The organism is Pontimicrobium sp. MEBiC01747, from assembly GCF_053601635.1.
The window spans coordinates 1-14846 of sequence record NZ_JBSHNS010000292.1 but is presented as its reverse complement, the minus strand read 5'-3'; the positions used below and the strand labels follow the sequence as shown (position 1 = coordinate 14846).

The 14846-nt window shown below is 33.2% G+C and carries 11 protein-coding genes; 4 read left to right on the top strand and 7 right to left on the bottom strand.

What is annotated here, in order from left to right; all coding sequences use genetic code 11:
• Window positions 1–4: 4 nt before the first annotated feature.
• A complete protein-coding gene (locus ACVC2P_RS09530; RefSeq protein WP_452598243.1) occupies window positions 5–238 on the bottom strand; it encodes a hypothetical protein in 234 nt (77 codons plus the stop codon).
• 241 nt (window positions 239–479) lie between these two features.
• Here ACVC2P_RS09530 and ACVC2P_RS09525 point away from each other — a divergent pair, with 241 nt between their 5' ends.
• The 4 genes from ACVC2P_RS09525 to ric all read left to right on the top strand — a co-directional run bounded on the left by ACVC2P_RS09525 (window position 480) and on the right by ric (window position 5404).
• Complete coding sequence (locus ACVC2P_RS09525; protein ID WP_452598242.1) at window positions 480–1889, top strand: MBL fold metallo-hydrolase; 1410 nt, start codon at window positions 480–482, stop codon at window positions 1887–1889.
• Window positions 1890–1915: 26 nt separating this feature from the next.
• On the top strand, window positions 1916–3343 hold the full coding sequence (locus tag ACVC2P_RS09520) for a pyridoxal phosphate-dependent decarboxylase family protein (RefSeq protein WP_452598241.1): 1428 nt from the start codon (window positions 1916–1918) through the stop codon (window positions 3341–3343).
• A gap of 94 nt (window positions 3344–3437) precedes the next feature.
• Window positions 3438–4697, top strand: coding sequence for an alginate export family protein (locus tag ACVC2P_RS09515; protein WP_452598240.1), 1260 nt, complete (start codon window positions 3438–3440; stop codon window positions 4695–4697).
• Window positions 4694–5404: an iron-sulfur cluster repair di-iron protein gene (gene ric / locus ACVC2P_RS09510; RefSeq protein ID WP_452598239.1), complete on the top strand. Its 711-nt coding sequence runs from the start codon at window positions 4694–4696 to the stop codon at window positions 5402–5404. The genes ACVC2P_RS09515 and ric overlap by 4 nt, the downstream gene beginning before the upstream one ends.
• A gap of 77 nt (window positions 5405–5481) precedes the next feature.
• On the opposite strand, the gene ACVC2P_RS09505 is transcribed toward ric, so the two are convergent.
• The 6 genes from ACVC2P_RS09505 to moaA all read right to left on the bottom strand — a co-directional run.
• A complete protein-coding gene (locus tag ACVC2P_RS09505) occupies window positions 5482–6762 on the bottom strand; it encodes an acetyl-CoA hydrolase/transferase family protein (RefSeq protein WP_452598238.1) in 1281 nt (426 codons plus the stop codon).
• A gap of 71 nt (window positions 6763–6833) precedes the next feature.
• Window positions 6834–9569: a formate dehydrogenase subunit alpha gene (fdhF, locus tag ACVC2P_RS09500; protein ID WP_452598237.1), complete on the bottom strand. Its 2736-nt coding sequence runs from the start codon at window positions 9567–9569 to the stop codon at window positions 6834–6836.
• Between the two features lie 13 nt (window positions 9570–9582).
• Window positions 9583–11235: an NADH-ubiquinone oxidoreductase-F iron-sulfur binding region domain-containing protein gene (locus ACVC2P_RS09495; RefSeq protein WP_452598236.1), complete on the bottom strand. Its 1653-nt coding sequence runs from the start codon at window positions 11233–11235 to the stop codon at window positions 9583–9585.
• Between the two features lie 23 nt (window positions 11236–11258).
• Window positions 11259–12053 (bottom strand): formate dehydrogenase accessory sulfurtransferase FdhD, encoded by a 795-nt coding sequence (gene fdhD / locus ACVC2P_RS09490; protein WP_452598235.1) that lies wholly within the window; start codon window positions 12051–12053, stop codon window positions 11259–11261.
• Window positions 12054–12194: 141 nt separating this feature from the next.
• The gene (locus tag ACVC2P_RS09485; RefSeq protein WP_452598234.1) at window positions 12195–13862 is read right to left on the bottom strand and encodes a formate--tetrahydrofolate ligase; all 1668 of its coding nucleotides are present in this window, start codon (window positions 13860–13862) and stop codon (window positions 12195–12197) included.
• Between the two features lie 59 nt (window positions 13863–13921).
• A partial coding sequence (gene moaA / locus ACVC2P_RS09480; protein ID WP_452598233.1) for a GTP 3',8-cyclase MoaA occupies window positions 13922–14846 on the bottom strand: 925 nt, incomplete at its 5' end.

Genomic DNA, 14846 nt, shown 5'->3' with positions numbered 1-14846 from the left:
CAATTTATATGTTATCGCGAATATCTTTTTCTATTACTTTCATGACATCTATTATCATATGATCGTCTTTAGAAGCCGTTGTAGCATTATTCATGACTTCTATAAAGCATTTGGTATAATGAATAACGTACTCATTTAACTTATCTTCTGCTATGTATTTTTTTGTATCTACAACGATAAACAAAATAAGATTGTGTATTATTTTTTTCAAATCGGAAACTTTAATGACATCATTCATATTTTTGGCGCTATAAATTCAAGACTAACATAAACAACTAACAAACAGTAGATTAACCTAAAAGTTAGTTATAAGTATATTACTACAAATAAAAAATTATTGAGCGTTGCTAAAGAAAATAATATTACGGAAAGATAAAAATATCGATTAAACGCATTTTTATACGTTGAAATAAAAACATGATTTTTATCATGTTATACAAACAACAAGGATTGTTACTTTGAGATTAATTTTTGTAAAAATGAAAGTCCAACAATTATACACCAAATGTTTAGCAGAAGCTACTTATTACATAATGTCTAATAATGAAGCTGCAATTATAGATCCTTTAAGAGAAACTGAACCTTATTTAGATTTACTTAGATTAGACAAAGCAAAACTTAAGTATATATTTTTAACACACTTTCATGCCGATTTTGTTTCTGGTCACGTAGACTTGGCAGAAGCAACAGGTGCTACTATTATTTATGGACCTACCGCAAAAGCTGATTTTGAATTTTATGTTGGTAAAGACAATGAGCATTTTAAAATTGGAGATATAATTTTAAAGTTATTACACACACCAGGGCATACGCTAGAATCTTCATCATATTTATTAATTGATAAATTGGGCAAAGAGCATTGTTTATTTTCTGGAGACACCTTATTTATTGGAGATGTAGGCAGGCCAGATCTTGCTGTTACCTCTACAGTTACAAAAGAAGATTTAGCAGGAAACTTGTTTGAATCTCTACACAAAAAAATCATGCCACTTCCTAACGATATTATTATTTACCCAAATCATGGTAAGGGTTCTGCTTGTGGTAAAAATATGAGTAATAAAACGTTTGACACATTAGGGCACCAAAAACAAGTAAATTATGCTTTAAACCCCAATTTATCTAAAGAAGATTTTGTACAGCTTGTTTTAGATGGACTAACAATGCCACCTCAATATTTTCCAAAGAATGCACAATTAAACAAACAAATAAATAAAAATGTAAATCTGGTCATTACAGATGGATTATCTCCGTTATCTGCTCAAGAAACTAATAACTATATAACATCTAAAAAAGCATTAATCTTAGATGTTAGAACGGCTCAAGAATTCTGTGAAAGACACATTACAAACTCCATTTTTATAGGACTAAAAGGAGATTTTGCTCCTTGGGTAGGAGCTTTAATAGAAAATATAAATCAGCCTCTAATTTTAGTAGCCACAAAAGGACAGGAAAAAGAAGCTATTACTAGGTTATCTAGAATTGGTTATGATAATGTATTAGGCTTTTTAGATGGTGGTGTAGACGCATGGCAAGCTAATAATTATGATACAAGTATAATTAAATCTTTAAATGCTAATGATAAATCTCTTTTACTAAAAGCTCCATTTATTGATGTTAGAAGAACAAATGAATACGACACTAACCATGTTAAAAATGCCATTCATTTACCATTAAACACTATCTATAACCAACTTAATACACTAGATAAAAATAAATTTTACTTTATATACTGTGCGGGTGGATATCGTTCTGTAATAGCGACTTCAATTTTAATGCAAAAGGGCTTTACTAAACTTATTAATATTAATGGTGGATTTACAGAAATATTAAAAAGTGAAATCCCTCTAGACAAATGCATTAAAAATTGTGATTCGTGCCTTTGTAATTAATATTTTTACAAAAAAGTATTATATAAATGAGCACATCCCATAAGTTGCAATTAAGCAAAGAAGATATGAAACAATTTGGTTATCAAGTAATAGATACCATTGTTGAGCATTTTGCAAATGAACATAATAAAAAACCAGTAACTCAGGCCTCTCGGGAAGAGATGGATTCTATGTTTAATATGGAAGTTCCAGTAGAGCCAATGCCGTACAATGATGTATTGGATTTGGTTATAAATAAGGTACTCCCTAATAGTAATATTGTATCTCATCCAAAATCTTTTTCTTTTGTTCCTGGGCCAAGTAATTATGTAAGCGTTATGGCCGATACGCTAGCAACAGGTTTTAATATTTTTTCAGGAGGCTGGGCCGCTTCTCCTGCAGCAGCAGAGCTAGAGATTGTAACAATGAATTGGTTATTAAAACTTTTTAAATTTCCTGCTAAAAAAGGTGGAGGCATTTTTACTAGTGGTGGTTCTATGGCCAATTTAACTGCATTAGTAACTGCTAGAAGGCAACGTTGTGGCGATGATTTTTCTAAAGCTATAATATACATGTCAGATCAAGCCCATTCATCTAACATTAAAGCTATTCGCGTATTAGGCTTTAAAAAAGAACAAGTTCGTATTATCCCTACCGATATAGAATTTAAAATGGCCATTAACAAACTTAAAAATGCTATTGCAAAAGATAGGTTAGAAGGTTTGCAACCCTTTTGTATTATAGCGTCTGCTGGCACAACAAATACGGGAACAGTAGACCCTTTAAATGAAATAGCGAAAATCTGTAAAAAAGAAAAGTTATGGTTTCATATTGATGGAGCATACGGTGCTGCAGCTATCCTATCAAAAAAAGGAAATAGCCTGTTAAAAGGTATAGAAAAAGCCGATTCTTTAACCATAGATCCACATAAATGGCTTTTCCAACCGTATGAAATGGGATGTCTACTTGTACGCAATCATAAATGGCTAAGTCAAACATTTAGTGAAAAACCAGAATACCTTAGAGATATTGAAGGTAATACCTCCGAAATTAATTTTTACGATCATGGTATTCAACTTACTAGACGCTTTAGAGCCTTAAAATTTTATATGTCTCTTAAAACTTTTGGTTTAGAAGCCTTTAGAAAAGCTGTATCTTATAATATAGAGCTAGCAGAAAATACCGAAAATTTACTTCGAAAAAGCCCAAATTGGGAAGTGGTTTCTCCTGCCACACTTGCCGTAATTAATTTTAGATACAACCCAATAGGTAAGTCGTATTCAGAAAAAGAGTTAGATGCTTTAAATCAAATTATTTCTAAACAAGTTGTTGACTCTAGAGAAGCTTTATTGGTTACTACAGTGCTACAAAACCAGATAGTTTTACGTATGTGTTTAATTAACCCTAGAACAACGTTAAGCGATATAAAAGAAACATTAGAATTGTGCGAAAATGTTGTAGAAAAAATTATCTAATAAGCTGACAAAAGTCATATTTTCAAGTGTTTCATGGTTCTATCTTTGTTAGATAAAAGATGGATTTATCTTTTAATTCTTAAACTATATTACCATGAAACTACTCAAAAGAATTTCAATTTTACTATTTACATTATTTATAACAAATAGCTATGCGCAGCTTACAGTAGACGCAGAAATACGTCCACGATTTGAATACAGGCATGGTTTTAAAACACTCTTTCCAGATAATACAGATCCAGCCGCATTTGTATCGCAACGTACAAGATTAAATACGGGGTACAAAATGGAAAAACTAGATTTTTATATAAGTATACAAGATATTAGAGTATGGGGAGATGTTCCTCAATTAAACACCGCAGACAATAATGGTTTTTCTTTACATGAAGCTTGGGCTAAAATAGGATTAACCGAACACACTGCCTTAAAACTAGGTAGACAAGAAATAGTATACGATGACAGTAGATTTTTTGGAAATGTAAATTGGGCGCAACAGGCAAGAAGTCATGATGTTGCTATGTTTAAATACAAAAAAGAAAAATTTAAATTAGATGTTGGTGTGGCCTTTAATCAAGATGGTGAAACATTAACAGAAACAACATTAAACACCAATACTTATAAAAGCTTTCAATATGCTTGGTTACATAAAGACTGGGAGCATTTCTCTGGAAGTCTTTTACTACTAAATAATGGTTTACAATTTATTGATGCTACAAATGCAGATAATAATGATACAAGATATAGCCAAACGATTGGATCGCATTTAAAATACAAAAAAGGAAAATTTGGGTTTACAGGTAACCTATACTACCAATTTGGTAATGATGTTGCAGATAATTCTCTTAGTGCTTATTTATTAGGTTTAGAAACGTCCTACATGGCTTCAAGTAAAACAAAACTTGGCTTAGGGGTAGAATTACAAAGTGGTAATGATAATGGTGTTATTACTAATGGGGACAATAATGCCTTTACTCCTTTTTATGGTACTAATCATAAATTTAACGGGTTAATGGACTATTTCTATGTTGGAAACCATATTAATAATGTTGGTTTACTAGATCTACATGTAAAAGCCAATTTTAAATTTAATGAGACTTCTAATTTAAATGTTGCATTCCATAACTTTTCTGCTGCTGCAGAGTTTAACGACAAACAATTAGGAAACGAATTGGATTTAGTGTACTCTAAAAAACTTCAGCAATATGCAATATTAAAAGCTGGTTATTCTCACCTATTTGCTTCAGATGGAATGGAAGCTTTAAAAGGAAATATTGATGGAAACACTAACAATTGGGGTTGGGTAATGCTAGTTATAAAACCTACTTTATTTAAAAACGAACTACAGAAATCATGAAAATAGCTAATAAAAAAACAGTTGCAGATTTTGTGACAGAGAATATAAAAACAGCCGATGTTTTTAAAAAACATGGTATTGATTTTTGCTGTGGAGGCGGTATTACCATAGAGAAAGCTTGTGCTAAAAATAATGTAGACCAATCTCTTTTAGAACAAGAACTTTTAGATGTTACTAAAATTATAGATCGTGCATACGATTATGACTCATGGAGTTTAACATTTTTAATAGACCATATTATAAACGTCCATCATACTTATGTTAAAGAGAGCCTACCTATACTTTCGCAATACGCAAACAAAGTTGCCAAAGTACACGGAAGTCACTACCCAAAATTAGTTACCGTAAACAAATTGTTTCATGAAGTGGCTAACGAGTTATTAGCTCATTTACAAAAAGAAGAACGAGTTCTATTTCCATATATTAAACAAATGGAAGCTAATAACACCTCTAGTTCCTCTCCTTTTGGAAGCGTTAATAACCCAATAAAAATGATGGAACACGAACATGAAAATGCAGGAGATATTTTTAAAGAAATTGCAGTATTAACAAATAATTATATGCCACCAGAAGGGGCATGCAATACTTTTAAAGCACTGTATGCTAAATTACAAGAGTTTGAAGAGGATTTACATAAGCATATACATTTAGAAAATAATATTTTACACCCAAAAGCGATTCTATTAGAAACCGAATTATTGGGCTAAAATTTATATTTTTTGGTTAGATAATAAAGGAGCATCTAAATTAGATGCTCCTTATTATTTTGTAGAATAATATTCAATTAATTAAAACGCTTAAACGCCTCTCTTTCTAACTCTTCTCTAAAATTAGGGTGCGCTATAGATATTAATGCTTTTGCTCTTTGTTTTAAACTTTTGCCAAATAAATTAACTACCCCATATTCTGTAGCAACATAATGTACATGGGCTCTTGTAGTCGTTACCCCTGCGCCTTCTTTTAAGTACGGTGTAATTTTAGAAATTCCCTTTGCTGTAACAGAAGGCATAGCAAAAATGGGTTTCCCTTGTTGTGAAAGTGCTGCTCCTCTTATAAAATCCATTTGCCCTCCTACTCCAGAATATTGATATTTACCTATAGTATCTGCACACACTTGCCCCGTAATATCAATTTCTATAGCACTATTAATTGCTGTAACTTTAGGGTTTAATTTTATAATAGAAGTATCGTTTGTATAGCCTGCTTCTTTAAAATGTACTAAAGGGTTATCATCAATAAAATCGTATAGTTTTTGAGATCCAACAGCAAAACAAGTAACTATTTTACCTGTTTTAATTTCTTTCTCTTCTCCTGTAATGATTCCTTTTTCTATTAATGGTAATATCCCATCTGAAAACATTTCTGTATGAATTCCTAAACGTTTATGGTGAGTTAAATTATGTAATACCGCATTAGGAATATTTCCTATTCCCATTTGCAACGTTGCCCCGTCGTCTATTAAACCTGCAACATGCTTCCCAATACTAGTTTCTATTTCTGAAGGAATCCCTATACTAGAGCCATGAATTGGTGTATCTACCTCTATAGCGTAATCTATATTACGTACATGAATAATACCATCACCGTGCGTTCTGGGTACTTTTGGATTAATCTGCGCTATTACCGTTTTTGCGGTTTGAATTGCTGGTAATGTAATATCTACAGAGGTTCCTAAAGAGCAGTAACCATGTTTATCTGGTGGAGAAACTTGAATAAAAGCTACATCTAAAGGGTAAATTTGTCTTCGGAATAGCCAATGGATTTCGCTCAAAAAAATAGGCACATAATCTCCATTATTTGAGTTTACTCCTTTTCTAACATTATCGCCAACAAAACAGCTTACTAGTTTAAAGGAGTTGCTATAGGGTTGCTCTAAATATTTTGCTTTACCGTGGGTATGAATTTGAATAATTTCGACACCTTTTATTTCATTATAGCGTTCGCATAAGGTATCTATCAACACATTTGGAGTCATTGCTGCTCCTTGAAAAAAAACTTTATCGTTAGATTTTACAATAGAAACTGCTCTCTCAGCAGTTACAATTTTTATGGTATTTGCACTCATTACTATTAAATTTAGAGTGCAAAGTTCTATTGAAAACCAAGTAGATTATATGATAAAAATCATATAGTCTATTAATTATTAACTAAATGTTGTTGTTTAAATTTCCCTTTACTTTTTCGAATTCTAACGGCGACAACTTTATATTCTGGGCACATGGCCTCAGAGTCATGTACATCTCCCGTAATATTATTAATCATGATTTCTGGAAAATGAAATGTAGTACTTAAAACACCTGGTTTAACCTCATCGGTAATACGCGCTTTTACATCTACTTTTCCTCTTGGAGATTCCAAACAAACATAATCGCCTTCGTTTATAAAATGAGACTGTGCATCATTTGGATGAATCATAAGGTAATCATCTTGAAGAATTTTTTCATTTGCAGTACGACGCGTCATTGCTCCACAGTTGTAATGTTCTAACTCTCTATTTGTTGTTAATATGTACGGATAGTCTTTAGCATGTTCTGTTAGCTCTACAGTTTCTTCCCAAGGGTTAAATTCAAAATACCCTTTTCCTCTTTTGAATTCTGTTGTATGTAATATTTGTGTATCTGTTCCATCTGGTGCCACTGGCCATTGTAAACCATTCTCTCCTAGACGCTCCCATGTTATCCCCGCAAAGAAAGGGACGATTTGAGAGATTTCTTCCAGCATACCATCTGGAGTATAATCGGGTTGCTTGTACCCCATTTTGTTCATTATATCAACTATAATTTGCCCATCTGGTTTACAGCCTTTTATTGGTTCTACAACTTGATGTACTGCTTGTACGCGACGTTCTCCATTAGTAAAGGTTCCACTTTTTTCTAGAAAAGAAGCTCCTGGCAAAATAACATCTGCATGCTTCGCAGTTTCTGTCATAAATAACTCTTGAACTATTACTAAATCTGTAGCTTCTAGCGCTTTTATTACTTTTTGAGTATTTGGGTCTGTTTGTACCACATCTTCCCCAATAATCCAAATAGCTTTTAACTCTCCGTTTAAAGCCGCATCAAACATTTCAGGGATTTTATAGCCAATTTGCTTTGGTACTTTTACACCATAAAATTCGTTATATTTTTTGTTTATTTCATCTTTAGTGACGTCTAAATAACCTGCGCCTTGATGTGGTTGCACTCCCATATCTGCAGAACCTTGTACATTATTTTGCCCTCGTAATGGATTTACTCCAACACCTTGCCTTCCTATATTTCCTGTAAGCATAGCTAAATCTGCTATTTGCATTACTGTAAATGTACCTTGAGAATGTTCTGTAACGCCTAAACCATGAAATGACATTGCATTTGGAGCTTTTGCGTATGCTATGGCAGCTGCTTTAACGTCTTCTCTATCGACTCCCGAAACTTGTTCTAGCTTATCTATATCTATTTTTAATAATGCTTCCTTATAATCTTCATAACCTTCTGCTCTAGTCTCAATAAATGAAGTGTCTACTAGATTTTCTGTAATGATATAATACATCATCATATTTAGTACGGCTACGTTGGTTCCAGGACGTAATGCTAAATGGTGTGTTGCATATTTAGCTATTTCTGTTCGTCTAGGGTCTATAACAATAGATACGTTTCCAGATTTCATAGCAAACTGTTTCAGTTTAGCTCCTGTTACTGGGTGTGCATCCGTAGGGTTTGCCCCGATAACCATAATGCAGTTAGTGTGCTTTAAATCTTCTATAGAATTTGTAGCTGCTCCAGTACCAAAAACACGTTGCATACCTAAAGCTGTTGGCGAATGGCATACTCTTGCACAACCATCTATATTATTAGTTTGTATAACCGCTCTAAAGAATTTTTGCATTAAATAATTTTCTTCGTTAGTACATCTAGACGAAGATATTCCTGCAATAGAATCTGCTCCAAAGTTCTTTTTATATCCCGTAAGTTTAGAAGCAATATATGTATATACCTCATCCCAACTTACTTTTTCAAACACACCATTTCGCTTAATCATAGGAGCGTTTAATCGGTCTGGATGATCATAGAATTTAAACGCATAACGTCCTTTAAGGCAAGTGTGTCCTTGATTAACTTCTGCATCATAGGGCGCTTGAATACTCAAAATTTCGCCATTAGTTGTTGCCACTTCCAAATTACACCCTACACCACAGTATGTACATATAGTTCGTGTTGTTTCTGTTGCTTTTATGGCCTTAGATTGAAACACATCTGAGATTGCAGATGTAGGGCATGCTTGCGAACAGGCGCCACAACTTACACAGTCTGACTCCATAAACGACGTATCTAACCCTTTGATTATTTTAGTATCAAAACCACGTCCAGACATGTTTAATACAAATTCTCCCTGGACTTCATCACAGGCTCGAACACATCTATAACAGTTTATACATTTTGATAAATCTGAAGTCATGTACGGGTGACTTGTATCTTTTTCTCTATCTAGATGATTTTCTCCTTCTGGATACCTTACTTCGCGAATGCCTACTTGAGCTGCAACGGTTTGCAATTCGCAATTTCCATTTACTTCGCAGGTTAAGCAATCTAACGGGTGGTCTGTTAATACAAGTTCTATAATATTTTTACGCAAAGCTTTTACTGCTTCTGTGCTTGTGTATATGTATTGTCCTTCTGAAGCTGGTGTGTGGCAAGATGCTACTGTTTTTAGTGGTCCATTTTCTTGTAATGCTACTTCAACACTACATACACGGCATGATCCAAAAGGGTCAAGGTTTGGCGCATCGCACAAAGTAGGGATTAAGCCCTTCTCTTTATATCGTTTAACAAAAGATAATATGGTTTCTCCTTCAACTATTTCAAACTCTTGATTGTCTATGTATGCCGTTTTCATCTTCATTTAGGTTTTAGTTGAAATATGTTTTTAATTCTTCTTCAAAATATTGCATAGCATTTTTAACTGGAAGTGGTATTCCGCCGCCATGCGCACATAATGATCCTTCTGCTAGTGTTGTTAAAAGGTCATTAAATAAAGTTCTGTCTATTTTATAATCTGTTTGTGTTGCTTTAGTTAGTAATTCATGACCTCGTTTGGTTCCCAATCTACAAGGGAAACATTTTCCACAACTTTCATAAGCAGCAAAATCAAATAAGTGTTCTAAAAATTGTATCATAGGAAAACTTTCAGGAATGCTTACTACAGAGGCATGCCCTAATAGAAATCCTTCTTTAGAAAACGATTCAAAATCCAGTGTTAAATCTGCTATTTTAGATATTGGTACTAAACCACCTAAAGGCCCTCCTATTTGTAACGCTTTTACTTTTTCTTTAAACCCTCCTCCTAATTCGTTTATTACCACTGTTAATGGTGTCCCCATTTCTACTTCGTATAATCCTGGTTTATTAAAAAAACTATCTAATGACACTAATTTTGTTCCAGATGAACGTTCGGTACCTAATTGCTTCCATGCGTTTCCTCCATTAACAATGATATAGTGTACTGCCGCCAAAGTCTCTACATTGTTTACCACTGTAGGTTTGTTAAAAAGTCCTTTTTGTGCAGGATATGGCGGTCGTACACGTACTTCTGGACGTTGGCCTTCTATAGAATTTATTAATGCTGTTTCCTCCCCACAAATATACGATCCTTGTGCTTGAATAATTTTAAGATTGAAAGAGAAACCGCTATTAAAAATATTATTGCCTATAATCCCTTCTTCTCTTAATTTGTCTATTGCTTCTTGAACAACAAGTACGGCTTCTGGATATTCTGCTCTAATGTATAAAATCCCATAATTGGCCTGAGTTACATATCCCGAAATTAGCATTCCAAATAAAACAGAATGAGGCCTTTCTTCTAGTAAATAACGATCTGAATATGCTCCTGGGTCTCCTTCGTCTGCATTACATATTATAAATTTAGTGTCATTATCTTGATTTTTACAGAACTCCAATTTTAAGCCCATAGGAAAACCTGCTCCTCCACGACCTCTAATATTTGCTGTTTTTATTTCTTCTAAGACTTTAGATGGATCTTTTTTTAATGCGTCTTTAAAAGGGGCATAATAATCTTGAAGGTTTGTAAAAGGCTGCGTAAGTATTGCTTTTCCACTAGCTTTTACATGATAGTTATCTTTATTTAAACTAGGTAAATTCTTAATAATTTCATCGACTTTGTTTATAGCCTCTCCTGAATAATTTTTCTTGTCGTAATGAAATGCATTATTTTCGTGGCAACGTCCTAAACATGTCATGTGTCCAATTTCGTCTCCTTGAAAATGATTTTTTAATGTTTCTATAACTTGATCTTGAGTTCCTGCACAAACACAGGCTGTCCCATTACATACGTATACTTTTTTCCCTTTGTTTTCGGGTTTTAAAAAATCGTAAAAACTTGCTGTTCCATAAGTATGTGCTTTTCCTATCAAAAATTCATCTGCTAGTTTAGCTAATTCTTCATCGTTTGGCGTTCCATCTGTTTTGGCAGTTTCACCCAATCGCTGAAAGAGGTTATCTTTTAATCCTTTTCTTCCTAATAATTCACTTAGATTATCTGACATATACTTTTGATTGCTAGTTTTTTTTATTCAATTGTTATTGATGACTTTTTATCTACATTTAATCTGTTTACATGCGAATAACAGGTTGCTCTTCCATCTCTACAAAACCCAAATAATGTAATTCCAAATTCTTTTGCATAGTCTACTGCTAATGATGATGGTGCTGAAACAGCTGCTAAAAAAGGAAGCTTCGCTTTAAAGCATTTCATAATTATTTCGTACGAAACACGCCCACTTACTGTTAATATTTTTGCTTCTTTAAGCTGCTTAGATAGTATGAGTTCTCCTATTACTTTATCTACGGCATTGTGCCTTCCTATATCTTCCATTACACATATTAACCTTCCATCTATAGTAAAAGCTGCTGCTGCATGTGTTCCTCCAGATTTATTAAAGTCGTGTTGTAAAACATTCATTTTATTAAAAAGACTAGGTATTAAATCACTATCTATTCTTTTATTCACGTTGTTAGGAGTATACTTAAAATTAAGTTCTGCTAACTCCGTTCGGCCACAAATACCGCAAGATGATACGGATAGCATGCTTCTACTATTAGCATAACCATTCCCCAATTCATTTTCGGGAACAGTAATATTGGCTATGGTAATTATAGAGGCTTTATTTTCTTTTTTTAGAACAATTTCTGGGTTAAATAGTTTATTGGTAATAAGGTCTTCTGAATGCAACAATCCACGAATTAAACTCTCGTCATTCCCCGGAGTTCTCATGGTTACTGTAAAGGGTTTACCATTTATATTTATTTGCAACGCTTCTTCTACGGTAAGAGCATCTATGGTAGTTTCTACCGTATCTGCCATAATCTTTTTACCGTTGTAGTTGCGTATTGTCATAAAATAGTATGTAATAACATCGTTTTACACAAAGTTACTAGAAATTATTATAAGTTATTTGTTAAAATTCTACAGGTCTCTTTAACTTTTTAACTTAATATCAATTGTTTAAAACAATCCAGAGATTACCCCATTATTATCTATGGTAATATTTTCTGAAGCTGGGTGTGCTGGTAATCCTGGCATTCTCATCATGTTACCTGTAATTGGTATTACAAACCCTGCTCCTGCTGCTATCTCTATTTCTCGAACTGTTATAGTAAAGTCTTTAGGTCTTCCTAATAACTTTGGATCGTCTGATAGTGATTTTTGGGTTTTTGCTATGCAAACAGGCAGATTATCTAGTTTTAAATTTTCTATTGTTCTTAAATCCTTTTTAGCTTTTGCTGTGTACTCTACATGTTTTGCTCCATATATTTTTGTTGCTACTGCTTTTATTTTAGACTTCACATCCATTTCCCAATTATATATAGGTGTAAACTGAGAGGTTGATGCTTCTACTACGTCTACTACATGTTGTGCTAAATCTAAAGCGCCTTTTCCTCCTTTTGCCCAGACTTCTGCTAATGCTACACGAATATTATTCTCTTTGGCATACGTTTTTATTACCTCTATTTCTGCATCTGTATCCGAAAGAAATTTATTAATGGCTATCACTGGTGTAATTCCAAATTGCTTTACATTCTCTATATGCTTTTCTAAGTTTGGCAATCCGTTTTTTAAAGCGTCTACATTTTCTTCTGTTAGGCTTTTTAAATCTACACCTCCATGATATTTTAATGCTCTTATAGTTGTTGTTAACACCACTGCTTTTGGTGAAATACCTGCGCTTTGGCATTTTATATCTAAAAACTTCTCTGCTCCAAGGTCTGCTCCAAATCCAGCTTCTGTAACCGTATAATCTGATAAAGACATTCCCATTCTTGTTGCTATAACCGAATTAGTCCCTTGCGCAATATTTGCAAAAGGTCCTCCATGAATAATTGCTGGATTGCCTTCTATGGTTTGCACTAGGTTAGGCTTTACTGCGTCTTTTAAAAGTGCAGCCATTGCGCCTTCTACTTTTAAATCTCTTGCGTATACTGGTTTTTTATCGAAAGTATAACCAATAAAAATATTACCTAAGCGTTCTTTTAAGTTTTCTAAATCGTCTGCTAAACATAAAATAGCCATGATTTCTGAGGCTGCAGTAATATCAAAACCTGTTTCTCTCGGCACGCCTGAAGTTGTTCCACCAAGTCCTATTACAATATTACGAAGTGCTCTATCATTCATATCCATAACACGTTTCCATGTTACTGTTCTAGCATCAATTCCTAGAGAATTCGTTTTACTTTGAATATTATTGTCTATAACTGCTGCTAATAAGTTATGTGATTTTTCTATAGCCGAAAAGTCTCCTGTAAAATGTAAATTAATATCTTCCATTGGAAGCACTTGCGAATAACCGCCTCCTGTTGCTCCTCCTTTTATTCCAAAAACTGGTCCTAGAGAAGGTTCTCTTAATACCACTGTTGTTTGCTTTCCTAATTGATTTAATCCTTCAGACAGTCCAATAGACATTGTTGTTTTTCCTTCTCCTGCTGGAGTGGGAGATATTGCCGTTACTAAAACAAGATTACTCTTTTTTACTTTTTCATGATCAATAATAGTATGTGGTAATTTAGCTTTGTATTTACCATACATATCTATATCGTTGCTGTTTAATCCTAATTTTTTAGCAATTTCACTGATGTGCTTTAATTCTATTTTTTTGGCAATGTCTAAATCTGTCATCGGTATTGTTTTTTTGGTTTTTGAAGATAGTATTTTTATCTCGATTATTTCTATTTTATTTACCCGCCTATTGTAATCATGCTTCTATTTTTAGAGTGTAATTGAGGTGTTTTTAATTTTTCTAAAGTATTCATACCACCTCTTACTTTTAATTTTGCTGTTATAGATTCTTTAATTATTGCTGTTATATCCTTACCTGAACGCAATGCTGTAAGTAAATCGGACTCTGAATTTGAAAACAAGCAATTTTTAAGTTGTCCATTTGCTGTTAATCGTAGCCTATTACAAGAATCGCAAAATGGATTTGTTACAGAGCTTATAATTGCAAAAGATCCTTTGTAATTTTTAATCCCATAATTTTTAGAGGTATCATGTAATGCATCTTCAAGGCGCATTACATTTAAAGCTGGAAATGTTGCAAAAACAGTATTCATAATAGCATCTAAAGACACCATTTTTTTAAGATTCCATTGATTGCCATCAAAAGGCATAAATTCTATAAAACGAACTACAATAGGAAGCTCTTTTGTTAGATTAATAAAGTCGATGATTTCATTATCATTAAAATCTTTTATTAATACTACATTTACCTTTACATTAAATCCTTCTTTAACAAGAAGTAAAATATTATCGTATACTTTTTTAAAGTAATCTCTTCGGGTAATTTGTTTAAATTTTTCTCTATCTAGAGAGTCTAAGCTAACATTAATATTATTAATGCCGTAAGTTTTAAACGTTTGGATGTATTTGTCTACTATTATAGCGTTAGTTGTTATGGCTAGTGCCACTGGTAATGTTGCTAATTTTTCTAAAATTATAGGAGCATCTTTTCTAACCAAGGGTTCTCCTCCTGTTAACCTTATTTTTGTAACACCATGTGCTACAAATGTTTTTGCAATGGTATAAATTTCTTCGGGCGTCATTAAATGCGCTTTGGGAGATAATTTAATACCTTCTGCTGGCATACAATATGTACATCTTAAA

What these genes read in the sequence shown, in the direction of transcription:
- ACVC2P_RS09530 (WP_452598243.1), bottom strand. Translation starts at nt 238, where the DNA reads ATGAATGATGTCATTAAAGTTTCCGATTTGAAAAAAATAATACACAAT.
- ACVC2P_RS09525 (WP_452598242.1), top strand. Translation starts at nt 480, where the DNA reads ATGAAAGTCCAACAATTATACACCAAATGTTTAGCAGAAGCTACTTAT.
- ACVC2P_RS09520 (WP_452598241.1), top strand. Translation starts at nt 1,916, where the DNA reads ATGAGCACATCCCATAAGTTGCAATTAAGCAAAGAAGATATGAAACAA.
- ACVC2P_RS09515 (WP_452598240.1), top strand. Translation starts at nt 3,438, where the DNA reads ATGAAACTACTCAAAAGAATTTCAATTTTACTATTTACATTATTTATA.
- ric (WP_452598239.1), top strand. Translation starts at nt 4,694, where the DNA reads ATGAAAATAGCTAATAAAAAAACAGTTGCAGATTTTGTGACAGAGAAT.
- ACVC2P_RS09505 (WP_452598238.1), bottom strand. Translation starts at nt 6,762, where the DNA reads ATGAGTGCAAATACCATAAAAATTGTAACTGCTGAGAGAGCAGTTTCT.
- fdhF (WP_452598237.1), bottom strand. Translation starts at nt 9,569, where the DNA reads ATGAAAACGGCATACATAGACAATCAAGAGTTTGAAATAGTTGAAGGA.
- ACVC2P_RS09495 (WP_452598236.1), bottom strand. Translation starts at nt 11,235, where the DNA reads ATGTCAGATAATCTAAGTGAATTATTAGGAAGAAAAGGATTAAAAGAT.
- fdhD (WP_452598235.1), bottom strand. Translation starts at nt 12,053, where the DNA reads ATGGCAGATACGGTAGAAACTACCATAGATGCTCTTACCGTAGAAGAA.
- ACVC2P_RS09485 (WP_452598234.1), bottom strand. Translation starts at nt 13,862, where the DNA reads ATGACAGATTTAGACATTGCCAAAAAAATAGAATTAAAGCACATCAGT.